Genomic DNA, 26175 nt, shown 5'->3' with positions numbered 1-26175 from the left:
TCAACATGGCTCTGCCAAACCGATGGTTTCACCACGAAATGGGTCTGGTGGATTTAACGAAATATGAGGTCGGTCTTTTGCATCAATACTACGAAGTATGACTGAGGTCTATCAGGAGCGGTATACACGGTCCGTACGTACCGTTCTGTGAGAGGAAAACCGCTAGGCTGATCACCTAGCGGTTACCTACTCGATTCAGCGAATTGGCTCTTCAACGAGCTGTTGATACCATTCTTCGGGGATTGAGTCACGCTTTAGGAACAGATCTGGCTCTCGCTTGAGAAATGAACTGGTTAATTCCACCATAGGAACAACATCGCAGAGAATTGTTCTGGCATCGCCAAAACGGCCGATTGTTGCAATCCCGGTGGTTACCAGAGGTTCCTCCAGGATTACATAGTTTTCGGAAATATGCGGTACCGGGCTGTGATGGCGGTGCTGCGGGCAGTCAAGCAGCTTGCCATCAGGTGTTAGAATTTTTAAAGGCTCAGTTTCAGCGGTGACTCGGTTTTCGATACCGTTCCATTCTTCGACCCCGTGAATAATAGTGTTCCGGTTTAAACCGCATCCGATAAACAGGATCTTAGCTTTTCGATCATAAAGCTTTCCCCAGCATCCGTGCCTGGGGCAGGGGGTGTTAGTGTTTTCTTCGCCTTTAACGTATTCGGCGGCGTCTTGCCCCAAAGCTGCAACCGAATGGGTGGGATGCCAGGAGCGGATTACTCCGGGTCGTTTGCGAAACAGTTCGGTTAGAATCCCGACGCATGATGGTTCGTTAACTACATCAAAGACATTGTAATTGGCATTCATCTGCGCCCAGGTGTGGGTGGGGAAAATCAGCAGGCCATCTTTCATGTATTCAATAAAGGCGTCTAGTACTGTATCAGCTCCGCCATCTACTTGCCCAATCGATTTCATAGACGAGTGAATCAGCAGGGTATCATCGGGTTTTATACCCAGCTGCTCAATGTGTTCTAGTAACTGCTGCTTAGTATACATAAAATCCTCCTAATGCTTTTGTTCGGCAATTTCGCACATAAGTATACGTAGTTCAACAGATCATTTCAAATACCTGTTCCCGGGCGAGCTGATTTAATTATATAAATGTTGATAAATATCATGACTTTAATTTGAAGGTGTGTGACCGAGAATGAAACAACTCAAAGAAATGCCAGTTTTGGTAGGGGAAAGACTGATCTTAAGGCCGTTTGAACTCAAAGATGCCAAACGGGTGCAGATGCTTGCAGGAACACCTGAGATAGCGGCTGTAACGCTTCTGATTCCGTATCCATATCCAGATGGATTAGCCGAAACTTGGATCGGGACTCACAGGGAAAGCTTTCAGAACGGCCAAAACGTGAGTTTGGCTGTCTGCTTAAAGGACTCTGGGCTTCTAATCGGCGCTGTTGGACTAGAGATCAGCCAGGAACACAGTCGCGGATCACTGGGATATTGGATCGGAACAGACTATTGGAACCAAGGCTACTGCACGGAAGCAGCCAGACTGATGGTGGACCACGGGTTTAATGAGATGAGTCTGGCAAGAATCTACGCAACCCATATGAGCCACAATCCAGCTTCGGGAAGAGTCATGCAGAAACTGGATATGCAGAAAGAGGGTGTGTTGAGAAACCACATCCTCAAAAACGGTAAGTATTATGATTTGGTGTACTATGGAATCCTCAGGTCAGAATACGAAACCATCCGGACATAAAAGCAGGGGCTCTCAACGAGCCTCTATATCTATTTTTAGATTTTAGTTTACATAATATCTATTATACGAAGTTAGATCAGAAAGATTGAGACAATCATTGATAATCTTTAAAAATACCCAGAAGAATTTGTGGGAATATCTCTCGTCTTACATATTTTCGATAGTAATTCATCTCTTCTTCGTTACGACCACCGAGTAGAGACTTATCTATCATTACGTTGTCAGAAACACTGAGAAGAGCCACCACGGGAATGTTGGCCAATTTGGCTGCCCTGAAAGCTGCTGCTGTTTCCATTTCAATGAAATTACAGTCAAAACTAAGGATTTCATCAAGATGGGCAAACTCTGCAAAGATGGAATCTGTGCTGAACACCTTTCCACTATGCCACTTTATGCCCTTTTCGCTGCACACTAAGTCAGTTGCAGCTTCCGCGCTTTATTGAAAAGATTGAAACAAGGTTAATACAGCCAGTCCCAAACCTGCTGTAAAACAGCCTCATCTGACATAATACTGGTATGATCGACGGCAAACTCAGTCGTTTCAAATACGGGCCGATACTGTTGAAACCTAAGTCCGCTGCCTAAGGCGCTACTTCTTTCAACAACACCGTCGTTGACAATCTGGCTTAAATCAATCGAAGCAAACTGATTGGCTATGTCCCAAAATGGTGCAAAAACCTGCCGCTCTATACCGGCTGCAAAGTAATACTCCACATCTAAATACTTAATACTGCTGTTAAGTGTCTCCAGAAACTCTGATTCGCTCATTAAATCACTAATCTCTGGGATCATCTTGATCAGCCCATCAGCTGCCTTAACAGCCGCTGTTCCATAATAAACTCCCAGATGCGGTGTTGCCAGCGTAATCAGTCTGCGAACATTAGTTCTGCCGGTGTTGTACAGCTCCAGCGCAGTCCTGGAAATTAGTCCGCCCTGACTGTGTGCAATAATACTGACTTCAGTGCCCTCTTTAACACAGTCAGCAATGATTTGGGCTAATATTCTGCCTAAATGCTCTAGATGGTAGCCAGTTCCATAATCAACGGCATAAATCTCCACGTTTGAGTCTCGGCTTCTGATCAAATCCGCTGCTTCTGTCCATTCTAGGTGCTCGCCAGTAAACAGGCCATGGACCATCAGAATCACCCGATTGTTTCTGGTGCCCATGAATCGATAAGGAGGAAAATCTGATGTGTATACTGCCTCATCAGTCCAGCCATCTTCCTGATACTCATATACCTCCATGGATTCTTGAAAGAAGTCCTGACCCAGCTCAAAAGTCTTACCTATTACTGTTCCCAAAGGTTCAAGGGAAAAGTTTGAATATTGATAAGCTCGATCGATTCCAACAAAAATGAACGGACCATCGGTTCCAACACCGACACCAATTCGAAAGTCAGGCTGATGAAAAGGATCTGTCTCAAAAGCAGCGCTGTTTGCTTGAATAGAGCTGCAGCTGATGAGAATTACTGCAATAGCTGTTAGTACCATGGTCCATCGTTGTTCCAACTCAAAACCCCCTGCGTGCCTGCATAAACCAAGTATATGCCCCTTCGATACCCTTGTCAATAAAAGAAAAAAAGCCCAAATGGGCTTGTTTTCAATTAAATATTGGTTTCGTACAGGGGAACCTGCAGGGTCTGGCCGGGAAAAATCCTCGCTGATTCTATCTCATTCATGGTTTGGATCTCCCAGACTACCTTGCGGGGGTCTATACCCGGAGCAATTCTCTGGGCTATGGTCCACAGCGTATCGCCATATGATACGGTTATTTCTGCAGTTGCTGTTGCTGCATTATTTGTTTGAGATTGATTCATTGCAAGTGCGATTCCTGCTAGACTGAGTACGATTATTGCTGCGGCAGCCATGATGATTACTGTTGAGCGTCTACTATTTGCAGTTTGATTCATTATGGCTTACCTCCTTAAAGAACGTGTGTTCGGTCCTTGTGAACTTAGTATAAACCAGAACGTATGTTTTGTCAAGGGCTAATTTGCAAAAAATCGAACTGCAGTTTGATTTCTATCCATGCCTATGATATAATTACGTCAAAAGCGTTCCTGATTCGGTTAGGAGGAATTTCTGTGAAGTTGAAACCTTTAAGTGCTCGGCAAAAAAGCATTCTTAGATTTATTTATGAACAAGTTCAAATTAAAGGCTATCCTCCATCCGTCCGGGAAATTGGAGAAGCGGTTGGTTTAGCGTCAAGTTCGACGGTCCACGCCCATTTGCGAAAACTTGAGGAACGTGGCTATATCCGCCGAGATCCGACTAAACCGAGAGCTATTGAAATCTTAAAAACCGAGGAAGGGATCTATCCAGACAGCGGCATATATCGTTCGGTAGTGAATGTACCGGTAGTCGGTCGGGTCACCGCAGGAGAACCGATTTTGGCTGTCGAGAATATCGAAGACTACTTCCCTGTTCCCCAAGATTTGGTCCGTGACCAGGAGGTATTTATGCTGCGAATCCAAGGAGACAGTATGATTGAGGCAGGTATTTTCGATCGCGACTATGTATTGGTTGAAAAAACATCAGCTGCCAAAAATGGTGATATTGTTGTGGCCCTGGTTGGCGATGAAGAAGCTACTGTGAAGAGATTTTTTCATGAAGGAACGCATGTTAGACTCCAACCAGAAAACTCAGCTCTAGCTCCGATTATCGTTCATGAAGTGATGATTTTGGGAAAAGTCATCGGCTTATTCAGGAGTATAAAATAGATTACATAAAAAAATAAAAGCAGTTTGGCAGGAAATGCCAAACTGCTTTTTCAGTTCTATTATCGCTGCTGAGTAATTGGCTGAGGGTTAACTTAGCGCTAAAGCTGCGCTGCAGAATGTTTGGCTTTTACTTCTTTTCTGCCCGGTGGTTGCACTCCTAAGATAGTGAAGAACATCTCAAGCGCCTGACTGGTTCCGATTACTTCTGCTTCTTGGTCTTTGTCAGCAAAAGTAAAAGGTAGACCAGCGTATTTTTTAACCGCATATCGGTACGCATGATCTACCCCTTGCTCATTAACTAACTCCATTAAATTACCATATTCATTTCGGCGTCCTTCAGCCTGCTTAACCCAGAAGTCCGGATCAGCAGTAAAATTGCTTACTAAGAGATCCTGCTTGGCTAGCCGCTTAAACTTCTTCAGGCCTTTGAGAACGTCTTCCTTGGCAACCACTATCATTGTAGATTCCCCCTTTATATTTTTAGAGATCCACATCAAAACATTTCTATATATCTAATCTAACTCGATTGAAAAAATGCCTATCTAGCTTGTGTTTTCTGAGCTTTCATTGAGATTTTCGTTCTGAATGCGCGGCACATAATAATAAAAAACCTCTTCACCGGTAGTAACTAGATAATAGTCACACACCTCCTCGTCCCGTTTAAAGGAACCGAGAAACTCAGCTTTTTCCGCTCCCAACAATTCTAGATTGACATCTGGACCGACAGTATCATTGGGGAATATCTTGCGCACCTTCACCCCTCCTTAGTAAATCTTATGCGCAAATATTAACGACCGTGAAAACCCTATCTCAATGATAGTATGCTTATTTTCTACTTATAACATTCGCATTGAAACAGGGTTCTCTAGGGGCGAAGGTAAAATTCCATTGTTTAACTAAAAATAGCTTTGAGGCTTTTAAGCTGCTCGTAATTTGTCATATCTACCTGAAGAGGTGTTATCGAAACAAAACCGTGTTCGACAGCGCGGTAGTCATCCTCCTCCGGATTATCCGGTTCATATTTAATGCCCTTCATCCAGTAATAGGGTTTGCCTCTGGGGTCCAGGCGTTTTTCGAACTCATTTTTATACCGGCCGACACCGAGTTTGGTAGTTTTGAAACCTTTTATCTGCTCATAGGATATATTTGGCACATTTATATTCAACAGCCCTTTGATTTCTGCAGCCTGGATTTTAGCCAAGACCTCCTGCAGGCACTGGGCTGCGGTTTGGTAAAGCCCTTGGTCAACTGCAGATTTCTTGCACAAAGATAAAGCGATTGAGGGAATGCTCTGGAGAGCTCCTTCAAAAGCAGCTGCCACTGTACCGGAATAGAAGACATCTGTGCCGAGATTGGCGCCATTATTGATTCCCGATACAACAAAGTCAACCTCAAGCTCCATTGCTTCAATAGCCAGCTTAACACAGTCTGCCGGAGTTCCGTCCATCATATACGCTTCCTTGATGCCCGGAAAAATTGACAATTTTTCAATCCGCAGTGGTCTGTTTACCGTAATTGCATGCCCAACACCGCTCCGCTCTTGGTTTGGAGCTGCAATGTAGACTTCTCCAAGTTCAGATAAGGTTTCGATTAAAACTCGAATTCCTTCTGCATAGATTCCATCATCGTTTGTTACCAAAAAACGCACACTACTCCCCCTATTCCCTATCGATAGAAACACGACTGATGCCTTCAAGTTCATTCAGTTTATGGATTAACTCGTGCAATTGATGTTTCCTGGATGCGTTGATGTTGATCTCAATCACAACAAGTCCATCAAGATGATTATTGACCATAATTTGATTAATACTCACACCATAATGGGTCAAAACAGAAATGACAGCAGCCATCTGATTAATCTTATCGCTGGTTGTAAGTCTGATGGTGTGGCTGTGGTGACCTAATTCAAATTTATTAAGATAAATCAAAGTGATTACCACCAGAATAGTGGCAGCAGCTGCTGCATAATACATGCCGATTCCAACAGCGAGACCGATTCCCGCAACAGCCCATAAGCTGGCAGCTGTAGTTAACCCCCGAATATTGGCGCCTTCCCGCATGATTGTGCCTGCGCCTAAAAACCCGATGCCGCTGATCACCTGCGCGGCAATCCGACCGGGATCATAATCTGTGCTGATAGTTCCCAGCCCATATGTTGAAATCATCATTACCAGTGTTGATCCCAGAGATACTAGGATATGGGTGCGAAATCCTGCTGGCCGACCGTGGCTTTCACGCTCCAAACCGATTAGTCCGCCAAAGACAACAGCGAGCAGCAGCCTGATTGTGATAATCGCGATTAAATATAAATCCACAGATCACACTCCCTGGAAAGCAGTAAATCTTTATTTGTGTATTTATTTTACATCAGATAGACTCCGGTGGCTAGCATAATTTCTTCTCAATTTTCATTTTAATGCGGCATAAAGCGTTGTCAATGGATTTAGTGTGGGTGTTGAGGTGTTCAGCGATTTCGCGGTAGGTGAATCCGGAAACATAGAGTTTAAAGACATCGAATTCAAATTTGGAGAGAATTGCTCGGATTGTGGTGCTGGTAGTCTGCAATTCTTCGCGGTTGATAGCCAATACTTCTGGATCGTCAACACGGTGGTTAGTCAGTGTTTCCAACAGGGTGCGGTCACCCTCATAGTCGTTAATTGGTCGATGCAGTGATGTGTAGGAGTTAAGAGGCAGATGTTTTTGGCGAGTAGTTCCTTTTATCGCACTGATGACGTTGCGGATAATGCACAGTTTAGCAAATGACCAAAAAGAAGATGTCCCAACAGAGAAATCCCGAATGGCTTTATACAAGCCGATCATGCCTTCTTGGATTACATCATCAGGTTCGGCTCCCTGCAGAAAGTAGGACCGAGTCCAAACAAATACCATTTTCTGGTATTTCCTAATGAGGTACTCTTCCGCGTCGCGATTGCCCTTTTGGGCAATGGATACAATCTCTTCGTCGGTTAACTTGTCCCAATTAATGGCGGTGGCGGTTAACTGATCAGCATGTGCTCCCATAAATTTCCCTCCTCAAGTTGTCATTTAATATTCGACAATTAATTGTAAAATCCTGCTAAATATGCAATAAAGAAGCCCTGTGCCGACGATTTTCGACACAGGGCTGTATCTTCTTACAAAGCTTCAATTACTGCTTCTAATGCCAGTTCAATATGCTCAATGCACAGTCCACCCTGGAGGTAGACAATATACGGAGGTCTGATAGGAGCATCAGCGCTTAACTCAATTGATGAACCTTGAATAAACGTGCCACCCGCCATTACTATTTCATCATCATAGCCAGGCATATCTTCGGGTATCGGAGCAAACTGCGAGTCTATGGGGGATGTGTGCTGAATTGCCCGGCAGAATGCCAGCAGTTTATCGCGGGATTCCAGCTTAATAGCCTGGATAATATCAGTTCGTTTTTCGTTGGGCAGCGGCGCAACTTCGTAGCCTAAATCAGAAAACAGCTGGGATGCTAGAATTGCTCCCCGCATAGCCTGCCCGACAACATGAGGGGCGATGAAAAAACCCTGCATCAGATCACGAATCATGTTAAAGGTAGGCCCTACTTCTGCCCCAATTCCGGGAGCAGTCAAATACTCACTGCACAGCTCTACCAGATCAGCTTTACCGACGATATATCCCCCGCTAGGTGCCAATCCCCCACCTGGGTTTTTAATCAAGGATCCGGCTATCAAATCAGCTCCTACTTCAGTCGGTTCGCGAAGCTCTGCGAACTCACCGTAGCAGTTATCGACAAAACAGATGCACTCAGGATTGATCTGCTTGACGATTGCAAACGCTTTTTCAATCTCTTCGATGGTAATGGAGGGGCGCCAGCTGTAGCCGCGAGAGCGCTGGAGAATCGCCATACGTGTCTCTTTAGTAACTGTTTTAGCAATTAAATCATAATCTAATCGGCCTTCTTCATTTAAAGGCACTTCCTGGTACTTAACTCCTCTTTTCAGCAGGCTTGTCCGCGTATTGCCTCTAGTGCCGATTACCTGCTGGAGAGTATCATAGGGCGTACCGCTGATCGAAACCAGCTGGTCTCCACTATCTAATATGGATAAGCAGAGATTAATTGCATGGGTTCCGGAAACGATCTGCGGTCTAACCAAAGCTGCTTCGGTTTTAAAAACAGCTTTATAAACATTTTCCAATGCATCTCTGCCCAAATCATGATAACCATAGCCGGTGGAATCTGTAAAACAGTGGGCACCGACTCGGCATTCCTGAAATGCTTTTAAAACCTTTGCCTGATTCTGCTTAGTAATCTCTGCAAGGGCTGACCATTGATCTTGTATTTTAGCCTTTGCAGCTTCAACTAAATTCATATGTTATTCACTTTCCTTCTTTGCTTATTTCTTGCGGCGATGAGGGCGATGGTCGATATCACCATGATTCCAATAAAGATGAGGGTCAACCTCAGTGAAAAGGCCAAGCTGGTATAATCTCCGATTATACCAACCAAACCCGGCAGTACTGTGCGTCCCATAGAACTGAAAAAGATCAATACTCCTGTAACAGTTCCGGTTATTTCCGGATAGAGCTTGGCTCCTACTGCAAGTCCAATCGGTAGCAGCGCTGCAAAGCAGAATCCGGTTAAACCGAAAGCAATCATAACTAGCGCCGGGTGCTGTGCAAACAGAGCTGTTGAGGCAAAAACTAAAGCTGTTGTGACGCTGATTAAAAGCGTGCGCACATACGGTACGCGCTCAGCCATCAGACTGACCACTAATCTGCCCAGGGCTAGCCCAATGCTGTATACTGACAAGATTACTGATGCCAGCGTGGTTGTTAGAGCTAGGTCACCGGTCAGATAGGTATTAATCCAGCCAGTAAAAGTAGTGTTGACGCCGGTGTAGCTGAACAAAATGATGCCGAGCAGGAGAACGGGAACTGTCAGCACTGATGAAATGCTTTTAAGAGGCTGCTGCGCCTGCTTGGCCGCTTTTGTCTCTAGCTGTGGGTAGTTGAGCCCAAACATAAAAATCCCATAGCCCAGGGTTAAGAGGGCGGTTATAAAAAACAGCAGCCGCCATGAAAACAGCTCGAGCAGGAGCCCTGCCACCAGAGGTCCGGTCAGCGAACCAATCCCGAACCAGAAATGGAGCTTATTGAGAGAACTGCCTCTGGAAGTGCTCGTTTGCGCTACCAGCGAATTCAAAGCTGTATCTACAGAGCCAAAACCTACGCCGATTAATATCCAGACTAGAAAGATGACTGGTATATGCCGGCAGATGCTGAAAACCAGCAGACCGATTGTCCAGAAGCCAATGCCGCTCAGCACCACAATGCGGTGCCCATAACGGTCGGAGATAACCCCGGCAGCGAGCACGGCAAAAATCATGCCTATTCCCCGCAGGGACAGGATAATGCCAACTTCTGAGAGTTTAAGATTAAAGTCGTCGGCAAGGTATGGCAGTGCAGGCCCAATAATGGTGAGAATGAACCCAAACAAAAACAAGCCAACAAATGCACCAATAGTTAGTTTGTTAATAGGTTATCATCCTTTCTCGAAATACCATTATTCGGCAATAACCCATTGGAATCCTGCTTATATCCACATAGACAGCATTGTCCTAATTCTAAGTTTTTTTCCCTTAGGGTAATAAGGTTTTCGATTTCTCCCTCATGATAGCCGCGCTTGTGCCCACGGCAATATCCCAGCGAAAAGCTGAAATACATAATGGTAAGCAAAGCCAAGATAACGAGATCAATCGCTGTTAAAACTGGCATTGATGTTGACCCCTCCTGCTAGTTTGGTGAATAAAACATTAGAAACAAACAGGGCGACTGCAAGAACTGCAGTGGATAAAAGCGGTTCGATCACCAAGCTTAGATAAAAGCAGAATAAAAAAATCAATCCTGTGCGTTCGATTCCAAGCTGAGCAGCAGTATTGGTGCGGTTGTGGTTGCGGTCATCACCGAGATCGAGCATGTCGTCCAAGATCTGTACGCTGATGATCACCGTTACAGCCCATAACGCTGTCCACAAACCACTCAATAACGCAGATGCGCCAAAAATTAGCAGGGCTTCAGCCCAGCTTGGCAGCCCTGACGGCAGCTTCAGAGTCAAGCTGTTAAACATGCCGACAATATAGCATGCGGCAAATAAGGTAAATGTAAGGGGAAAATCTAAAGCAGCTGCCAGCAGAACAGCAAGCATACCGTAAGCGGGCCCAGCTCGAAATGATTCAATATATGGTTCGTCATCAATGTAATCGTCCAGCCATTTAACAGCAACCGCAGTGAGCGCGATGCTGATCAAATCCGGCACAAACCCAATCCACTCAGAGAAGCTGCTTGGCAAAGCGTTTTACCTCCTTAAATCCCTTTTGCTTCAGGGCGGAAATACTAATGATGCGGCAGCCCGGAAACTCCTGGTTTATCATGACTAATCCATCCTCGGCATTGGGGAGATCAATTTTGTTGGCTAAGATCACATATCCCTTCTTTAGCTGGCCAAACTGGGCAATTTGGTAGTCAATTTCACCGATACCTCTTAGAATTCCGATTTCGGCAATACGGGCGCAGTCAAGGAGATGGAAGATAATATCAGCCTGACGGATCGTTCTCAATGTCAGAGCCATCGCTTTTCTGATCTCTTCGTCATGGTCGATTCCATCAGTAAGGCCGACCGTATCAATTAACTCAAACTGCTTTTCGCCTTTGCCCCAGGACATGGCTAAAGTGAGTGCCTGAATATCTCTGGTATAATGAGAAGTATCGCTGACCAGCAGCCGCACCGCCTCAGAAACCGGCAGCGTTTTCGAGTAACTGCCCCGATCACAGCTTGTAAAGTTCAACACCGCTAACTCAACACCCAGATAAGCAGCGAAATTAAGGACAAATAGAGTTTTACCAACATTAGGCTGTCCCAGCACAATTACTCGTTTCAAGCATCGCCCACCTCCTGGATATCTTCTTCGGTGATCTCCATCAGCTGAGTTATTGATGCGTCGGAAATGTTCACCAGTCTCACTGCTTGTTTGCGGATGGCACTTTCCACCATGTTGCGGACGATACGAGCATTGCCGAAGTTTTCTGTATCCTGTTTCTTAAGTTCCTCAATTATACGCAAAAGCTTGCGGCGAGCAGCTTTTGTGAGCTGATAATCTCGCTGTTTCAGCATCTGCTCGGCAATGCGGAACAGCTCAAACGTGGAGTAGTCAGGAAACTTGATTACAATCGGAAATCGCGATCTCAATCCAGGGTTAGTCTGCAGAAACGCTTCCATGGGACCAGGATAACCAGCGAGGATTACAATCAGGTTATTTCGCTGATCCTCCATAGTTTTGACGATGGTATCGATCGCTTCTTTACCGAAATCTCTGGTGCCGCCGCGGGCTAGAGAATAGGCTTCATCAATAAACAAAATACCGCCATTGGCTTTCCGCAGCTGTTCTCGGGTGCGCTGAGCAGTTTGGCCGATGTATTCCGCTACTAGATCAGCGCGCTCAACTTCTACTAGATGGCCTTTTTGGAGCACGCCCATAGCAAGAAAAAGTTCACCGATAATCCTGGCAACGGTTGTTTTGCCAGTACCCGGGTTGCCCATGAAGATGGAATGGAGTACAACTGGTTCTGAGGCTAGATTTAACTGTCTCCGCCGCTGTTGAATTTCTACATAGGCCTGGACCTCGTGGACAAGCTCTTTAACCGAGTGAAGACCGATGAGACCGTCTAACTGCTTTTTTGCAGCTAGCACCTTTTCGTTTGGCGTTGACTCTTGCTTTGCCTTTTCTGTGCCTGTATATGCCTTACGCAGCCTAGATAGCGCTTCGCTCACCGTAACCTCTCCATTTTCTACCAGAGTAATAATCTCATTCTCCATAATTTTCCCTCCGCCACCGCATCCGCCAAAACCAACCTCACCTAATATATATACGCCGCACAGGACCAATTGTTCATAGATTATAAAAAAAGCCACGCAGCTTAAGGCTGCATGACTTGTTCTAAACGTTTTTTAGTATCTGAGACGACCGCAGGTACCGCGGTTACATCCATATCATACCATACGATCCTTTTATCACGGCGGAACCATGACAGCTGTCGTTTGGCATACCGCCTTGTTTCCCGTTTAATCAGCTCGATCGCTTCTTCAAGAGTCAGCTGATCGTTTAAATAAAGCGCGATTTCTTTATAGCCGATGGCCTGGAGAGCGGTCGGCTGCTGGGGATACTTTGTAAGCAGCTCCTTTACTTCATCGACGAGACCTGCTGCAATCATCTGATCGACCCGGGCTTCAATCCGCTGGTACAGCAGCTCGCGGTTTCGGTTCAGGCCGATCATAACAGCTCGATACTTCTGCTCCGCTTCTTTTTTAGCCTGCAGTTCGCTGATAGGCATCCCTTGGGTGTAATAAACTTCCAGAGCCCGGATAATTCTCCTTAAATCATTGGGATGCAGTTTCGCAGCCGATTTTGGGTCCACCTGTTTTAGTTCTTCGTGGAGAGCTTCCGGCTCAGTCTCCGCTCTTGCTTGGAGCTCCGTCCTGATTTTCCTGTTTTCCCCCTGATCCGGAAAAAGAAAACCGTCAATCAGGGCATTAATGTACAATCCTGTACCTCCGGTTACCAGCGGGAACCGATTGCGTGCGGCAATCTCTGCGATGCACTGCTCCGCAAGGCGCACATAATCAGCAGCAGTAAACTTCTGATCCGGATTGATGATATCCAGGAGATGGTGCTTAACCAAACTCTGCTCTTCTAGGCTTGCTTTTGCTGTTCCAATGTCCATCCCGCGGTAAACCTGCATGGAATCCGCAGATATGATCTCACAGTTTAACTCCTGTGCTAGTGTCAGGGCAGTTTCGGTTTTGCCCACTGCTGTCGGTCCAACCAGCACCAGGACAACTGGTTTCTGCATTAAATCACCTACCAAAGCGTCGTTCAATCTCTTTATCTTCCAGCCTGACAATAATCGGACGTCCATGGGGACAGGTAAAGGGATTTTCAGTATCAGCCAGCTGTACCAGCAGCGAATGAATCTGCTTTTCACTTAATCTCTGTCCGGCCTTGATCGCACTTTTACAGGCCAGCGTAACAGCAGCTTTTTCCCGCCAGTTATTTCGCTCTGAAAGATTGCTTACCAGATCCAAGATCAGCTGCTCATCTACGGAAATCCCTCGCGATGCGAAGAACTGAGGAATGCCTCGCAGAAGAAAACTGTTAGTGCCGAATTCCTCCAGCTCTACCCCAAAACCGTTCAGCTTTTCTAGCTGTTCGGCTACAAGTTCCGCCTGCGCACTGCTGAATTCCAGCGCCTGAGGAAGTACCTGCTGCACGTGGGGGGCTGCCCCATCCCTAGTTAAGAACTCGTAAATAATGCGTTCATGCACAATATGCTGGTCCAGGAGCCAAAGGCCGTTATCTGTTTCCAAGATAATGTAAGTCTGTCTGAACTGGCCAATAATCCGACCGTTCAACAGCTGATCTTTAACCTGATACACATCTGCTGAAGGAGTTTCTTTAACCAACGCTCCCCCATCATACTCTCTGGCTGTTACGGACGATTTCACCGGCTGTTCAATTTCCACAGCAGCAATCTCGGACTGGTAACTTGCTGCAGAATTTGAAAGACGTTTTTCACTGCGGAGAAACTCGTCCACCCTGCTCCAAGTGCGGGGCTGCCAAGGGAAAAACTCCTGAAAATCCAGATTAATCTGCTCCGATTGAGTCTCCTGGTGGATAACAGGTTCTTGTTTCACACTTGTAATTGTCTGGCTGAGGTCACTGGTAAGCAGAGCATCTCTGCAAGCCCTGCTGATTTCCTGATAAACCTCACTGTCATCCTGAAACCGCACTTGACTCTTAGCAGGGTGCACATTTACATCAACTACTGTAGGATTCATACTCAGGTTTAAGAAAAAGATGGGATACTCTCTGTGAGCCAGCATGCCCGCGTAGGCTCTTTCTACAGCGCTGGAGACTAACGAACTATCAATAATTCTGCCGTTAAGAATAATCAGCTGGGCTTGGCGGCTTTTCCGGGTTATGCTCGGTTTGCTGAGATATCCGCTGATTCTTCCCCACTCAGTCTTAGCATCGATTGACACTAAATTCTTAATCGTACGGTGATCAAAGACATTCGCCAGCGCCGCTTTCAGCTCACCCTGACCATGAGTTCGCACAGCCAGCTTTTCGTCAGCAACCAGTTTAAAAGCGATTTGAGGATGAGCCAAAGCAATCCTACTTACAAACTCCACAATATAGCGCCGCTCAGTTGGAGACTGCTTTAAAAACTTATACCGGGCTGGGGTATTGTAAAACAAGCGTCTGACTTCTACTGTTGTGCCGGTTTCCATACCCACCGGCTCAATTACCGCTTGGTCATCCGCTCCAAAAGATATTTGATACCCCTGCAAGGTATCCCGAGTTCTCGAGCGGAGCACAAGATCCGATACGCTGGCAATGCTGGCCAGCGCTTCACCGCGAAAACCAAGAGAAGTAATGTTGAACAGATCGTCCACGGTAATGATCTTGCTGGTTGCATGGGATAAAAAAGCAACTTTTAGATCATCACGGTGAATTCCGTGACCGTTGTCGCTCACCCTAATATATTCCTTCCCGCCATCCTTGATCTCTATTTCAATGCTCGTTGCCATGGCATCGATGGAGTTTTCCACCAACTCTTTAACAACCGACACCGGCCGCTCAATTACTTCTCCCGCGGCGATTTTATGGGCTATGAAGTCCGGAAGTACCTGAATGCGACTCATTTTCCTTCACCCTCAACTAGTTTTCGCTGCAGTTCTGCTATAAGATTTAACGCAGCCAGCGGCGTGATATCATTGATATTTACACCTAAGAGCTCCTCTTTCAGGGCTGTGTAGTTCTCCCACTCCTGCTCTTCCTGTTCCCTGGCAGCCGCTGCCTGAGGATGGAGCAGACTTTGGAACAGATTAAGCTGCACCGGCTTCTTTTGGTCTGCTTCCAGCTGGTAGAGGATGTTTTCAGCCCGGTTAATGATGCTGTTTGGCATCCCGGCCATTCTCGCTACGTTGATCCCGTAGCTTTTGTCGGCGTTGCCGGGAATTACTTTGTGAAGAAAATAGATTCTGCCGCCGTGGTCCTCTACCGCCATTTGATATGTCTTCAAACTGGGCAAGGTCTGCTCCAGCCGGGTTAATTCATGGTAGTGGGTTGAAAATAATGTTCTGGCATTCACCCGGTCATGAATGTACTCGATAACTGCTTGGGCAATAGCCATGCCGTCAAATGTGCTGGTACCCCGACCTAATTCATCCAGGATGATTAAGGAGCGCTCTGTAGCATTGCGGACAAGGTTTGCTGTTTCACTGCACTCAACCATAAAGGTGCTCTGTCCGGTGCTGAGGTCATCAGCGGCACCAATTCGAGTAAAGATTTTATCAACAATGCCAATGGAAGCCGATTTCGCCGGCACAAAACTGCCGATTTGAGCCATGATAACGATTAGGGCAGTTTGGCGCAAGAATGTGCTTTTTCCTGCCATATTCGGACCTGTCAGCAGAATGATCTTTTTGTCTTCTGTCAGCGATAAGTCATTAGGTACAAAGCTAGACTGGATAGCCTCAATGACAGGGTGGCGTCCGTCTATAATCTCGATCTTGGTATCAGTGGTGATTTGAGGGCAGACATAGCCCTGATCCAGCGCAACTCTCGCCAATGATTGAAATACGTCGAGAACAGCTAGGATGTGAGCGTTGTTTTGAATCTCGACCACATGGGCATTGACCTGATCCCTGACTTGGGTAAACAGTTCATATTCTAGTTCAGTAATCCGCTCTTCTGCACCAAGAATCATTGCCTCTTTTGCTTTTAGTTCTGGAGTAAAGTAGCGTTCAGAATTAGCGAGGGTTTGCTTGCGCTGGTAATCCTCCGGGACTCGATCAAGATTGGCCTTAGTCACTTCGATATAATAACCGAAAACTTTGTTAAACCCAACTTTCAGCGATTTAATTCCGGTTCTGTCGCGTTCTGATGCCTCCAGAGCTGCAATCCAGGACTTCCCATCTTTATTAGTTTGGCGCAGTTCATCTAGCTCCGCGTTAAACCCAGCTTTGATCAGCCCACCTTCCCGCACGCTGACCGGCGGATTTTCTACAATCGCCCGCTCGATTATTTCTGTCAATTCATTAAGAGGATTTAGTTTTTGAATGTATTCGGTTAGCGCAGACTCTTCTTGCTCCAGCAGAGCCTGGATTTTCGGAACTTGCAGCAGCGATCTTTTCAGCGCAATCAGGTCTCTAGCATTACCGGTGCCATAGACCAATCGACTGGTTAAACGCTCCAGATCCTGAACTTGATCCAAAAGCTCTGCTAATTCCATGCGGATGATGCTGTTATCGACCAGGTAAGCAATAGCTGCCTGCCGTTTTTTGATGGCTTGCAGATCAATCAGTGGTTTTTCGATCCATGAACGCAGCAGTCGGGCTCCCATGCTGGTAACAGTTTGATCGATTACTCCTAACAGCGAACCAACCTTCTTTCCTTCCCGAATAGTGCGGGACAGCTCCAAATTTCGGAAGCTGGACGCATCAATCTGCAGATATTGTGACAGTGAGTAGTTAGTAATATGGGTAATGTGAGTCAGGGCTGCTTTCTGAGTTTCTCGCAGATAAGCTAAAACTGCTCCGGCACATTGAATCAGCAGTTCGTGGTCTAAACCTAAAACATGAAGATTCTGGACCTGGAAATGGTCCATCAAAAGGTATTCGCAGGTATCGGGGTACCAATTCCGGTGCTCTGTTTTAGTAATAGTTGGATTTATTTCATCTAGATAGGATGAAAGCTCCATGCTGTTGTTATTAGGAATGATTATTTCAGCCGGTTTAATCCGAGTAAGTTCGTCTTTAAAACTAGAGGGATCTTGGATCAGGGTAACCTTAAACTCCCCTGTAGATAAATCAACAATTGCCATCCCAAATTTACCATCTTGCTCGATAATTCCGACCAGATAGATATTTGAATTTTCATCAACATCGGCTTCTAAATAGGTGCCTGGTGTGACTACGCGAATGACATCCCTTTTTACGACACCTTTCGCAGTTTTAGGGTCTTCTAGCTGTTCACAGATAGCGACACGAAATCCATTTTTGATTAGCTTTTCTAGATATCCATCCACTGCGTGGTAAGGCACACCGCACATGGGGATTGGATTCTCTTTATTGCGGTCTCGTGAAGTTAACGTGATATCTAAAACCTTTGCGGCTATTTTGGCATCATCTCCGAACAGCTCGTAAAAGTCTCCCAGACGGAAAAACAATAATGTGTCCGGATATTGGGATTTTATGCGAGTATACTGCTGCATCATGGGCGTTTGAGTCACTATATACACCTCCATATCTCTAGTTTCTTCGCTTTTTACTGAGCTAACTCCTGCACTTAGCCCATAAAGAAAAGACTACTTGCGTAGTCTTCTCAAGGTTGTAATGACTCTTCCCAATAGGGTATGCGGTCAATTATTTGATAGATTAAAATTTCGTGCTCCCGCTCCAGCTGCTGCTTATACTCAGGCAGACGGGCTATCTGCTGGGGGCTGATCTGGCAGTGGATTTCGTCTCCAATCTGTACCACCAAATCCGAGGGCAGAGGAAATCTGCGTTCGCTTTCCGGATCGTAGACCAGAAAATATCTGACCATACAGGCTTTAGGCTCCACAATTTGGCCCACCACCTGCCCAACATAATCACCACTGCAGTCGACTAAAGGCAGCTGCCAAGTGTCGCGGTTGCGATCCAGAATTAGAGTTCTATCTCGGTCGAGCCACACGCTGATTCCTCCTTTCTGTGCTTACAGCAGAACGCCCCTCAAACTCCAGGTTTTAGCCTCTGTAATCTTTACATTGACCAGCTTGCCGACTAGGTCAGGTGAGCCTTCGAATAAAACCTGCTTGTTCGTGCGGGTTCTGCCGGATAACTCCTTGGTCTTTGCCATTACTTCATCAACGAGGATCTCTTCTGTTTTCCCAATCTGAGCCTGCATATACCGGAGACTGATATCGTTCTGCAGCTCAATTAAGCGATAAATTCGGTCTTTCTTTACCTCTTCCGGCACTTGATTCTTCATTTTTGCTGCTGGAGTACCGGTTCGGGGAGAATAAATAAAGGTAAACGCTGAGGAGAACTGGACTTTTTCGACTAAAGCTAGTGTATCCTCGTAATCTTCTTCTGTTTCTCCAGGAAACCCGACAATCAGGTCTGTAGTTAGGCTGATATTTGGAATCGCTTCTTTTATCTTCGCCACAAGATCTAAATAGTATGCACTAGTATAGCGGCGGTTCATGATCTTGAGGATGCGGTCGCTGCCCGCCTGCACCGGCAGATGTAGATGCTCGCATACTTTTGGCAGTGAAGCCATGGCTTCAATTAGACTATCTTTCATATCTTTCGGGTGGCTGGTTGTAAAGCGGATCCGCTCTATGCCGGAGATTTCATTGATCATCGCCAGCAGATCAGCAAACTCGGTTCCAATACCTAAATCGACCCCGTAGGTATTTACATTTTGCCCTAGTAAGGTTACTTCTTTATATCCTGCTTCAGCGAGTCTGGTTATTTCATCGACAATATCCTGAGGATGTCTGCTCTTTTCCCGGCCGCGGGTGTACGGCACAATGCAGTAGCTGCAGAAATTATTACATCCGTAGATAACATTAACAAACGCCTTAAGACTGTTTTGGCGGATTACAGGTAAATCTTCAATGATTTCCTGGGAATCCTCCCACACCTCTACCACCCTCTCGCCGGTTTGTGCCCGCTCTAAAAGCTCAGGTAGGCGGTGGATGTTGTGGGTACCGAAGACCAAATCCACATGAGGCAGTTTATCCAAAATATTAGCCCGCTCAGCTGCCTGCTGCGGCATGCAGCCGCAGATTCCGATGATCAGGTTTGGATTCTGCTCCTTTAACGCTTTGAAAGCGCCGATGTGACCGTAGACTTTGCGCTCAGGATTATCCCGAACACTGCAGGTATTGTATAGAATCAAATCAGCTTCGGTAAGCTCCTCGGTTTGAGTATAACCTAGGTTTACCAGAATACCGATGATAACCTCGGAGTCATGCTCATTCATCTGACAGCCCATAGTTTTGAGATAAAATTTACGATCTTGGTTGGTATTTATATTGTTCATACTTTTGCTGTCCTCCTTCCGGTGATTAATTCTTGGCTTCTCACATTTTTCCTGCTGGCATATTTGGACACAATTTGACCATAATTGGAGATACTAACAATAATAGGATTGCTTAAGGAGGTTGATCGGTGTTAATAGTATTCACACGCACTTTTATAATCTATGCCGTGGTAGTATTTATCATGCGGATCATGGGGAAAAGACAAATTGGTCAGCTTGAACCCTATGAGCTGGTAGTAGCCATTACGATTGCAGAATTAGCTGCTATTCCCATGCAAGATAAAAGAATTCCCCTCATTAACGGGCTGGTTCCTATTTTTACACTGCTTTTTATTCAGGTGGCCATCTCTTATTTTAACATGAAAAGCCTGTGGTTTCGAGCTTTTATGGACGGCAGTCCTAGTATCGTTATTCAAAACGGCAAGATGCGGATCGATGAGCTGTCTAAGGCCAGATACAATGTCAATGAGCTCTTGGAACAGCTCCGGATCCAGGGTTATCCTAACATTGCCGATGTTGAGTTTGCAATTTTAGAAACAAGCGGCAATCTCAGCATCGTGCCAAAGTCTCAAAAGCGGGCTTTAACTCCAGAAGATCTGCAAATTGATACTAAATACGAAGGCCTACCTGTCCCCCTGATTATCGACGGTAGAATTCAGTACGATAACCTTGCAGAAATAAATCTTACCGCGGAGTGGCTCGTCGGTGAACTCGCAAAATTTGAAATTACTGATGTGAGCAAAGTCTTTTTGGCGAGTCTGGATACTGAGGGAAAGCTGTTCTATCAAACCAGAGAGGAGCGTTAAAATGCGCCTGTTGATTGGATCAACGGTTTTAATCATCGTTTTTTTGATCGCTGCTGGCTATGTAACTAACCAGACGCTGGAGTTTATTAATAACTATCGCGAAGAGCTTAAACAGCTCCGCCAGGTGATGCTGGATCAAGACTGGCATCAAGCCCAAAACTTGGTTGGACAGCTGCGGCAAAAATGGGATGGGGTCCAGGATTACTGGGATTGGTATATCGTCCACGAAGATATTGAAAACGTGGAGGTTGCTCTGGCAAGATTGGTGAGCTTTATTGATTCCCAGGACTTATCATCTGGCTTGGCGGAGCTGGCCCAGCTGGATATGCATTTCAGCCACATCTACCGCAATGAATTGTTTAACCTCCAAAATGTACTCTAAGCTATATCCGTATTTTTTTCACCAGCTGTTGGGTAACGATTCCTACAAAAAAACCGGTGGGAATTGCAAAAAACAATAGATACGGAAGCAGATAGAAGAAGCCGATCTGCTCATACATAAAACAGGCGACAGCAAGCTGAGTCGTGTTATGTGTAAAAGCTCCCAAAGTACTTAAACCGATAACACTGAAATGTTTAGACCACAGCTGATAACAGATGCCCATTACCAGCGTGCTGGTTAAACCGCCGAAAAAGCTGAGAAAAAAAGTAGGTGTAAAAAGACCGGCTCCAAACATGGAGCCCAAAAAGGTGCGTACAATTGTAACTGCCACTGCTTCTTTATAACCAAAACGGATAATAACATACAGCGCTGCAATATTGGCGAGCCCAAGCTTTGCTCCCGGTACAGGTGTGGGAATTGGGATTAAGGATTCAAATATGTGCAGGCCCATGGCGATGCCCACCATCAGTCCCAGATATACTACTTTATTTGTCCGATTAACTGTCATGGGGTTCCTCCGTCAGCTAAGTTAATTTCTGTTTTCCGCTGTATACTACAATTCCATCTTCATGCCACAATACCTTCACATTAGTGGCAGGCTGCAGAAATTGGTATTTTTGATTGCGGTAGGCGACCGTAACATTAGGATGGACAGCACCGATTAAGATCTTTCCTTCGGTGGTGATCGACGCGCTGGCTGCGCTTCCGCTTCTACTGCCCATTTCCTTGACTTCAATATTTCCGGTTCTGACAGTTACATGGCTGTTGCGAAAGACCCCTTGAGGCTGATAGTACCCTCTGCCTGCGATGATGTTTGAATAATACACGCCTTTGCCCTGCACACGAACAATACCTGAAGCCTCAATCGTGGTGTTCTGCAGATATCCTACCTGCACATCGGCGGTTTCATCTGAACTCTTCTGGAACTCAGACTGCCAGAAATTGATCCTATCGATTAACTGCTGTACAAAGGTAATATCGCCAATCCTTAAGGGACCTCGATCAAGAAAATAGTGTTTTAGCTCCAGCAATAGAGTACGAAAATCCGGTGAAAACAGATCTAGTTCAGTTCCGAAGTCTGCATCAAATTCTCTGATCATTTTCGGGATAGCATTAAACTTGATTTCAATTAAGTTCTTAATAATGGTGCCCGCATCAATGGAAACCATGCGCGAGCCGACTATAAAATAGGCTTGAATAAGCTGGCCGAATTGTACGCTCAATTTATGCAGATAGGAAGCCGCGCGAGTGAAAACAGCGCTTACTCCTCCGGCTTTAATCTCTGCCGCGATAGCATTCTTCCTGATAACCACATTGCCCTCTGCTTCAATATAGGCTTGATCAACCATACCGAAGACCTGCACTCCGCCGCTAACAGCTTCAATTCTAACCTGATCGGTTACACTGCCCCGAACCACTATTTCACCATTAAAACGTATATTACCGGTTTCCAGGTTAGCATCAGAATTAAGTTCAAATACCTTTAATACTTTCAAAATCCCATTGTGAACTACAGGCAGACCTGCGCGTTCAGCTAATGCAGTCAGCTGATCGTCACTTAAACGTACGCCCTCACCCACTAAGAGCTGAGGATTCTTTGGCTCAGCAACCGGAATCGGTTCTCCCAGTACATTGATACCTTCTTCACCGGGTACTCCTAAAACTCGATGGGCGAGAACATCTTGAGAATTAACTGACGGCACTGGCTTCAGCTCGTAGTAATCAATGCGGTCTGCATCCAGATCTAAATCAGGTTCAGACTCCTCATCTTTAAACTCGTATTTAATATATCCATCCTGCGGCGGTACAGGCACTTTGCCGATGGCTGCCAGAATCTCTTCCTGCTCAGAGTACACAGTTCGGCTTAATTTCTCAGTCTTTAAACCGTATACAACTCCAGCATTCCTTAATGCAGCAACCATTTCTTCCGTCGTGACCGGAGGCGCCGGGATTGGTTCTTTCCTCAGTTTCAGCTCTAATAATCGGGATGGAGGCTGATCCTCAAGATAATACCTGAATCCGTCGCTGCGAGTAATGTGCAGGTAAGCTTTCAGTTTATCAGGCGATATAAAAACCGCCACTTCCTTTACCGGTGTCTCTTCTGGCGGTAATGTCAGTTTGAGCGGTTTGAGTCCTTGATTCAGCTCCAGTCTCTGATGAAGCTCAACACCATTATAGGTGACTGATATGCTGCTGTCGAATATAATAATCGGATACCTGCCGCCATCGTCCGGCGGTGAATATTTGAGCTCACCATGCTCCACCCAAACGGTCCCATCATTGTTGATCTCGCTTTTATGCTGATCATCATCTTTAACTATTAACTTGACAGCAGCTGAGCGGGTCGGAAAACCGAAAATACTCTTCCTTGGCTCACTGATGACTTCAATATCGACCTGAGAACGCTCCAATCTCAGCTGTTTCAAACCAATTTCTATCGCTTTCTCGACTGTTTCTGCCTGAAAGATGACTTCTTTTGCCATTTATACGACTCCTCTAAACATGATTATTGTTTCCGGTAAACACAGTAGCTCACCCGCTCTAAGCCGTATTGCGATGGATTAATGATATGTTCGGCTGAACCCACAATGAAAAACCCTCGTGGATTAAGCGAACTAACAAAGTGCTCAATCAGCTCTTTTTGGATTTCTGCTGTAAAATAGATGAATACATTGCGGCACAAAATTAAATCAAAATTTTGGGGAAAGGGATCAGTAAGTAAATTATGTCTAGAAAACGCAACATGTTTTTTGACGTCTTCAATAACTGCGTACCTATCATCAGTAGGGATGAAATACTTCTCCAAAAACGGGTCTGGAACCTGATTGACTTGATTGGCATGATATATAGCTTCTTCAGCTTTCTCTAAGCTGTCTAGGTCAATATCAGTTCCGATGATTTCTCGAAATTGAAGCTTATGCTCTAAAAGCAGCATTACGATGGAATACGCTTCCGCTCCAATTGAGCACCCGGCACTCCAGATTCGGGCATTAGGCCCAGCAATCGCGGGCAGGACATCCGTTTCAATGTAAGAAAAAACAATCCGATCACGGAAGAAATGCGAAGTATTGATTGTTAAATAGTCCAAAAAACTGCGGCGGTGCTCTGGATTGGTTTTAAGCATATTGAGTAATCCGGCAAAATCTTTTAAATCATAGCGGCTGATCCACTGGAGGATCCTGCGGTGCATCTGCTGTTCTTTATAGCTGTTCAGATCGAGATGGATCAGATCATGAACCTGCTGTTTAAATCTGCCATAATCCATTTCTAACTTCCTCCACTGATCCGATTCACTAATTTGGTGATCGAATCGGCAATTTGCTCGATGGGCAGAACATAATCAGCATTGCCCATTTCGTATACCGCCTTAGGCATACTGAAAATCGTAGAGGTGTCTTTATCCTGGACAATCGTAAATCCACCTCTCTCCTTAATAGCTGCCATGCCTTCAGCACCATCGTTACCCATACCCGTAAGCACAACCCCAACAATTCGATCATAAAACACATTTACCAGGCTGAGCATGGTGACATCGATTGCTGGACGCAGATACTTAACTGGCGGATCTTGGTTGAGCCGCACCTTTTTATCCTGGTCTATTTCCATATGAAAATCTCCAGGAGCAACCAAAGCCAGACCATTTTTTATGGTATCTCCTTCTTGTGCTTCGCGTACCTCTAATTGGGACAGGTTATCAAGGCGGGCGGCCAAACTTTTTGTAAAATTCTTCGGCATATGCTGAACCACCAGCACACCTGCGTCCAAATCAGCAGGTAGCTGTAAAAACAGTTCTTCCAAAGCTTTAGGACCGCCAGTTGATGAACCGATAACAACGATATTTTCGGCTGCACCTGTCTTTACTCCCATAACAGGTTTCGCAGGAGGCTTGGGGGTGGGTTCGATCCGAATATCCCGCGCCGGTGGTTTGTGGACTACAACTCCGGCTAATGAGCGCACCTTAGAAACCAGCTCCTCCTCCACTTTGCGCAGGTCAAGGGAGATATTCCCGGAAGGTTTTGCGATAAAATCTATTGCACCGTACGACAGGGCTTTAATCGTACTTTCCGAGCTGCGTTCTGTAGTACTAGCCAGCACCAAAATCGGCATTGGTTTAGAAGCCATAATTCGTTTAATCGTTGAAAGCCCGTCCAGTACAGGCATCTCTAGATCCAGCGTCAGGACATCTACTTCCCAGCGATCTAATTTATTCAGCGCATCTAACCCATTGCGAGCAGTACCGACAACCTCTATGTCCGGCTGTTCATTAAGGATCTCAGAAATTAATTTCCGCATAAAAGCACTATCGTCGACAACGAGAACTTTTATTGCCACTGTGCTCCTCCTTAAATCTCTTTAGGTTCCCCACCGATTGTGGTGACCATAACGACTCCTGAATCTACAAAAAGCTTCATTTTGCGACCACGATTTCCCGCGATATCTTTACCAAGAATAGGGATATTAAATAACTCCAACTGCTTTATGACTGCCTTAACATTTTTATAACCAACACTGAGGTGTTCGGGAGTAATATTGCTGAATAGATGGGCTCCGCCTGCAATTTTTGCAACCAGCCGTTCCCTGCTGGCACCGGCATTGAGTGTTAAATCAATCAGAGCCGGAATCGCTGTATCGGCATATTTTCCCGGCATAGAACTGCTGTCTGAGTTACTGCGGCTTTCCGCTAAAAAAATATGAGCTAATGCTCCAACCTTGGCTGCAGAGTCATAAAAACTTACGCCTACGCATGAACCTAAACCAACGGTGGTTAAGATGCCGCTGTCACGCATGACGCGGATCTCACCCATGTTGACAAAAACTTCATTCATTTAATGTCCTCCAGATTCCAACCACTGGATACTCTTTTGTAGAGAGATTCAAATACTTCATTGTCGGGAATAAAGATGAGATGTCCAGAAAGCTCTAGAGCTTCAGTGTTAAATGTTGTGTCTAGTATGGTTACGTTTTCAACAATTCCTGCGCTGGCAAGAATGCTCTCCCAAATTGCTCCATTCATATCGATTACAATTCCCGGGACCGTTGGTTTGATTTTTGTATCTGACAGTAGGCTCAATGCAGTTACATAGGAACTAAGCATGATATTACCGACTTCAAGGATTGCCGATTCACCGATTTCACTCAAATGCTCACCCTGTTTACCGGTTAAATGATTGGCTAAACTTACAGCGCAGTCAAGTGGCAGAATAAATGCCATATCGCCTTTGATGGATTCAATCATGCGCATGTAAATACATACCACTATTTCTTCACGGCTGCCTATAAAGCTTGCTGCTTCGCTGAAGGAAAGCATGCGAGCTTTGGGAACGGTAAGTTTTAACTCTGCATCCTGCAGCAGCTGAGACAGCGCGGTTGTTGCATGACTGGCACCTATGTTACCGAGTTCCTGCAAAAAATCTAGTTTTATATCCACCTG

The 26175-nt window shown here is 45.6% G+C and carries 29 protein-coding genes; 4 read left to right on the top strand and 25 right to left on the bottom strand.

Annotation, left to right across the window (positions count from 1 at the left end; all coding sequences use genetic code 11):
• Positions 1-195: 195 nt before the first annotated feature.
• Positions 196-999 (bottom strand): AAC(3) family N-acetyltransferase, encoded by an 804-nt coding sequence (locus GX019_09410; GenBank protein ID HHT37375.1) that lies wholly within the window; start codon positions 997-999, stop codon positions 196-198.
• 151 nt (positions 1000-1150) lie between these two features.
• Between GX019_09410 and GX019_09405 the strand changes: the two genes are divergently transcribed.
• Complete coding sequence (locus tag GX019_09405; protein ID HHT37374.1) at positions 1151-1714, top strand: GNAT family N-acetyltransferase; 564 nt, start codon at positions 1151-1153, stop codon at positions 1712-1714.
• A gap of 94 nt (positions 1715-1808) precedes the next feature.
• Here GX019_09405 and GX019_09400 read toward each other — a convergent pair whose 3' ends face one another.
• The 3 genes from GX019_09400 to GX019_09390 all read right to left on the bottom strand — a co-directional run bounded on the left by GX019_09400 (position 1809) and on the right by GX019_09390 (position 3624).
• Positions 1809-2126: a hypothetical protein gene (locus GX019_09400; protein ID HHT37373.1), complete on the bottom strand. Its 318-nt coding sequence runs from the start codon at positions 2124-2126 to the stop codon at positions 1809-1811.
• A gap of 47 nt (positions 2127-2173) precedes the next feature.
• On the bottom strand, positions 2174-3223 hold the full coding sequence (locus tag GX019_09395) for a putative lipase (protein HHT37372.1): 1050 nt from the start codon (positions 3221-3223) through the stop codon (positions 2174-2176).
• A gap of 95 nt (positions 3224-3318) precedes the next feature.
• Positions 3319-3624, bottom strand: a complete 306-nt coding sequence (locus GX019_09390) for a LysM peptidoglycan-binding domain-containing protein (GenBank protein ID HHT37371.1) — start codon at positions 3622-3624, stop codon at positions 3319-3321.
• 180 nt (positions 3625-3804) lie between these two features.
• Here GX019_09390 and lexA point away from each other — a divergent pair, with 180 nt between their 5' ends.
• Positions 3805-4434: a transcriptional repressor LexA gene (gene lexA, locus GX019_09385; protein HHT37370.1), complete on the top strand. Its 630-nt coding sequence runs from the start codon at positions 3805-3807 to the stop codon at positions 4432-4434.
• A gap of 98 nt (positions 4435-4532) precedes the next feature.
• Here the strand turns inward: lexA and GX019_09380 are convergent, their stop codons facing one another.
• The 15 genes from GX019_09380 to miaB form a co-directional block, all read right to left on the bottom strand.
• The gene (locus GX019_09380; GenBank protein HHT37369.1) at positions 4533-4892 is read right to left on the bottom strand and encodes a hypothetical protein; all 360 of its coding nucleotides are present in this window, start codon (positions 4890-4892) and stop codon (positions 4533-4535) included.
• An 84-nt stretch (positions 4893-4976) separates the two neighbouring features.
• Positions 4977-5186, bottom strand: coding sequence for a hypothetical protein (locus GX019_09375; GenBank protein HHT37368.1), 210 nt, complete (start codon positions 5184-5186; stop codon positions 4977-4979).
• A gap of 140 nt (positions 5187-5326) precedes the next feature.
• Positions 5327-6082 carry a 5'/3'-nucleotidase SurE gene (surE, locus tag GX019_09370; protein ID HHT37367.1) on the bottom strand — a complete coding sequence of 252 codons (756 nt, stop codon included), beginning with the start codon at positions 6080-6082 and terminating at the stop codon, positions 5327-5329.
• A gap of 10 nt (positions 6083-6092) precedes the next feature.
• Positions 6093-6749: an MgtC/SapB family protein gene (locus tag GX019_09365; GenBank protein ID HHT37366.1), complete on the bottom strand. Its 657-nt coding sequence runs from the start codon at positions 6747-6749 to the stop codon at positions 6093-6095.
• Between the two features lie 70 nt (positions 6750-6819).
• A complete protein-coding gene (gene sigH / locus GX019_09360) occupies positions 6820-7455 on the bottom strand; it encodes an RNA polymerase sporulation sigma factor SigH (GenBank protein HHT37365.1) in 636 nt (211 codons plus the stop codon).
• A 113-nt stretch (positions 7456-7568) separates the two neighbouring features.
• The gene (locus tag GX019_09355; GenBank protein ID HHT37364.1) at positions 7569-8777 is read right to left on the bottom strand and encodes a hypothetical protein; all 1209 of its coding nucleotides are present in this window, start codon (positions 8775-8777) and stop codon (positions 7569-7571) included.
• A complete protein-coding gene (locus tag GX019_09350) occupies positions 8774-9904 on the bottom strand; it encodes an MFS transporter (GenBank protein HHT37363.1) in 1131 nt (376 codons plus the stop codon). Before GX019_09350 ends, GX019_09355 begins: the two co-directional genes overlap by 4 nt.
• A 255-nt stretch (positions 9905-10159) precedes the next feature.
• Positions 10160-10756 (bottom strand): hypothetical protein, encoded by a 597-nt coding sequence (locus GX019_09345; protein HHT37362.1) that lies wholly within the window; start codon positions 10754-10756, stop codon positions 10160-10162.
• Positions 10737-11345, bottom strand: coding sequence for a GTP-binding protein HSR1 (locus GX019_09340; GenBank protein HHT37361.1), 609 nt, complete (start codon positions 11343-11345; stop codon positions 10737-10739). The genes GX019_09345 and GX019_09340 overlap by 20 nt, the downstream gene beginning before the upstream one ends.
• Positions 11342-12280: an AAA family ATPase gene (locus tag GX019_09335; protein HHT37360.1), complete on the bottom strand. Its 939-nt coding sequence runs from the start codon at positions 12278-12280 to the stop codon at positions 11342-11344. Before GX019_09335 ends, GX019_09340 begins: the two co-directional genes overlap by 4 nt.
• Before the next feature lie 101 nt (positions 12281-12381).
• On the bottom strand, positions 12382-13314 hold the full coding sequence (gene miaA, locus GX019_09330; GenBank protein ID HHT37359.1) for a tRNA (adenosine(37)-N6)-dimethylallyltransferase MiaA: 933 nt from the start codon (positions 13312-13314) through the stop codon (positions 12382-12384).
• Positions 13315-13318: 4 nt separating this feature from the next.
• Entirely contained in the window at positions 13319-15166 is a 1848-nt protein-coding gene (mutL, locus tag GX019_09325) for a DNA mismatch repair endonuclease MutL (protein HHT37358.1), read from the bottom strand.
• Positions 15163-17760, bottom strand: a complete 2598-nt coding sequence (gene mutS, locus GX019_09320; GenBank protein ID HHT37357.1) for a DNA mismatch repair protein MutS — start codon at positions 17758-17760, stop codon at positions 15163-15165. The genes mutL and mutS overlap by 4 nt, the downstream gene beginning before the upstream one ends.
• A gap of 89 nt (positions 17761-17849) precedes the next feature.
• On the bottom strand, positions 17850-18200 hold the full coding sequence (locus tag GX019_09315; GenBank protein ID HHT37356.1) for a hypothetical protein: 351 nt from the start codon (positions 18198-18200) through the stop codon (positions 17850-17852).
• Between the two features lie 21 nt (positions 18201-18221).
• A complete protein-coding gene (gene miaB / locus GX019_09310) occupies positions 18222-19556 on the bottom strand; it encodes a tRNA (N6-isopentenyl adenosine(37)-C2)-methylthiotransferase MiaB (protein HHT37355.1) in 1335 nt (444 codons plus the stop codon).
• Between the two features lie 128 nt (positions 19557-19684).
• Here miaB and GX019_09305 point away from each other — a divergent pair, with 128 nt between their 5' ends.
• Positions 19685-20362 carry a DUF421 domain-containing protein gene (locus tag GX019_09305; protein HHT37354.1) on the top strand — a complete coding sequence of 226 codons (678 nt, stop codon included), beginning with the start codon at positions 19685-19687 and terminating at the stop codon, positions 20360-20362.
• Position 20363: 1 nt separating this feature from the next.
• Complete coding sequence (locus GX019_09300) at positions 20364-20744, top strand: DUF4363 family protein (GenBank protein ID HHT37353.1); 381 nt, start codon at positions 20364-20366, stop codon at positions 20742-20744.
• Between the two features lies 1 nt (position 20745).
• On the opposite strand, the gene GX019_09295 is transcribed toward GX019_09300, so the two are convergent.
• The 6 genes from GX019_09295 to GX019_09270 are packed head-to-tail and all read right to left on the bottom strand — an operon-like array spanning position 20746 to position 26172.
• Positions 20746-21252 carry a Gx transporter family protein gene (locus GX019_09295; protein ID HHT37352.1) on the bottom strand — a complete coding sequence of 169 codons (507 nt, stop codon included), beginning with the start codon at positions 21250-21252 and terminating at the stop codon, positions 20746-20748.
• Between the two features lie 16 nt (positions 21253-21268).
• A complete protein-coding gene (locus GX019_09290; protein ID HHT37351.1) occupies positions 21269-23227 on the bottom strand; it encodes a FapA family protein in 1959 nt (652 codons plus the stop codon).
• A 23-nt stretch (positions 23228-23250) separates the two neighbouring features.
• Complete coding sequence (locus GX019_09285) at positions 23251-24009, bottom strand: protein-glutamate O-methyltransferase CheR (GenBank protein HHT37350.1); 759 nt, start codon at positions 24007-24009, stop codon at positions 23251-23253.
• A 2-nt stretch (positions 24010-24011) separates the two neighbouring features.
• Positions 24012-25037 carry a chemotaxis response regulator protein-glutamate methylesterase gene (locus GX019_09280; protein ID HHT37349.1) on the bottom strand — a complete coding sequence of 342 codons (1026 nt, stop codon included), beginning with the start codon at positions 25035-25037 and terminating at the stop codon, positions 24012-24014.
• 50 nt (positions 25038-25087) lie between these two features.
• Positions 25088-25570 carry a chemotaxis protein CheD gene (locus GX019_09275; protein HHT37348.1) on the bottom strand — a complete coding sequence of 161 codons (483 nt, stop codon included), beginning with the start codon at positions 25568-25570 and terminating at the stop codon, positions 25088-25090.
• Positions 25567-26172 carry a hypothetical protein gene (locus tag GX019_09270; protein HHT37347.1) on the bottom strand — a complete coding sequence of 202 codons (606 nt, stop codon included), beginning with the start codon at positions 26170-26172 and terminating at the stop codon, positions 25567-25569. The genes GX019_09275 and GX019_09270 overlap by 4 nt, the downstream gene beginning before the upstream one ends.
• Positions 26173-26175 lie beyond the last annotated feature (3 nt).

The organism is Bacillota bacterium (assembly GCA_012837335.1).
Taxonomy (GTDB): Bacteria; Bacillota; Limnochordia; order Darwinibacteriales; family DTU012; genus DTU012.
Note: the sequence above shows the minus strand (reverse complement) of the source record. Positions and strands in the feature narration are given on the sequence as shown.

What these genes read in the sequence shown, in the direction of transcription:
- GX019_09410 (HHT37375.1), bottom strand. Translation starts at nt 999, where the DNA reads ATGTATACTAAGCAGCAGTTACTAGAACACATTGAGCAGCTGGGTATA.
- GX019_09405 (HHT37374.1), top strand. Translation starts at nt 1,151, where the DNA reads ATGAAACAACTCAAAGAAATGCCAGTTTTGGTAGGGGAAAGACTGATC.
- GX019_09390 (HHT37371.1), bottom strand. Translation starts at nt 3,624, where the DNA reads ATGAATCAAACTGCAAATAGTAGACGCTCAACAGTAATCATCATGGCT.
- GX019_09380 (HHT37369.1), bottom strand. Translation starts at nt 4,892, where the DNA reads ATGATAGTGGTTGCCAAGGAAGACGTTCTCAAAGGCCTGAAGAAGTTT.
- sigH (HHT37365.1), bottom strand. Translation starts at nt 7,455, where the DNA reads ATGGGAGCACATGCTGATCAGTTAACCGCCACCGCCATTAATTGGGAC.
- GX019_09355 (HHT37364.1), bottom strand. Translation starts at nt 8,777, where the DNA reads ATGAATTTAGTTGAAGCTGCAAAGGCTAAAATACAAGATCAATGGTCA.
- GX019_09335 (HHT37360.1), bottom strand. Translation starts at nt 12,280, where the DNA reads ATGGAGAATGAGATTATTACTCTGGTAGAAAATGGAGAGGTTACGGTG.
- miaA (HHT37359.1), bottom strand. Translation starts at nt 13,314, where the DNA reads ATGCAGAAACCAGTTGTCCTGGTGCTGGTTGGACCGACAGCAGTGGGC.
- mutL (HHT37358.1), bottom strand. Translation starts at nt 15,166, where the DNA reads ATGAGTCGCATTCAGGTACTTCCGGACTTCATAGCCCATAAAATCGCC.
- miaB (HHT37355.1), bottom strand. Translation starts at nt 19,556, where the DNA reads ATGAACAATATAAATACCAACCAAGATCGTAAATTTTATCTCAAAACT.
- GX019_09300 (HHT37353.1), top strand. Translation starts at nt 20,364, where the DNA reads ATGCGCCTGTTGATTGGATCAACGGTTTTAATCATCGTTTTTTTGATC.
- GX019_09295 (HHT37352.1), bottom strand. Translation starts at nt 21,252, where the DNA reads ATGACAGTTAATCGGACAAATAAAGTAGTATATCTGGGACTGATGGTG.
- GX019_09290 (HHT37351.1), bottom strand. Translation starts at nt 23,227, where the DNA reads ATGGCAAAAGAAGTCATCTTTCAGGCAGAAACAGTCGAGAAAGCGATA.
- GX019_09285 (HHT37350.1), bottom strand. Translation starts at nt 24,009, where the DNA reads ATGGATTATGGCAGATTTAAACAGCAGGTTCATGATCTGATCCATCTC.
- GX019_09280 (HHT37349.1), bottom strand. Translation starts at nt 25,037, where the DNA reads ATGCGGAAATTAATTTCTGAGATCCTTAATGAACAGCCGGACATAGAG.
- GX019_09275 (HHT37348.1), bottom strand. Translation starts at nt 25,570, where the DNA reads ATGAATGAAGTTTTTGTCAACATGGGTGAGATCCGCGTCATGCGTGAC.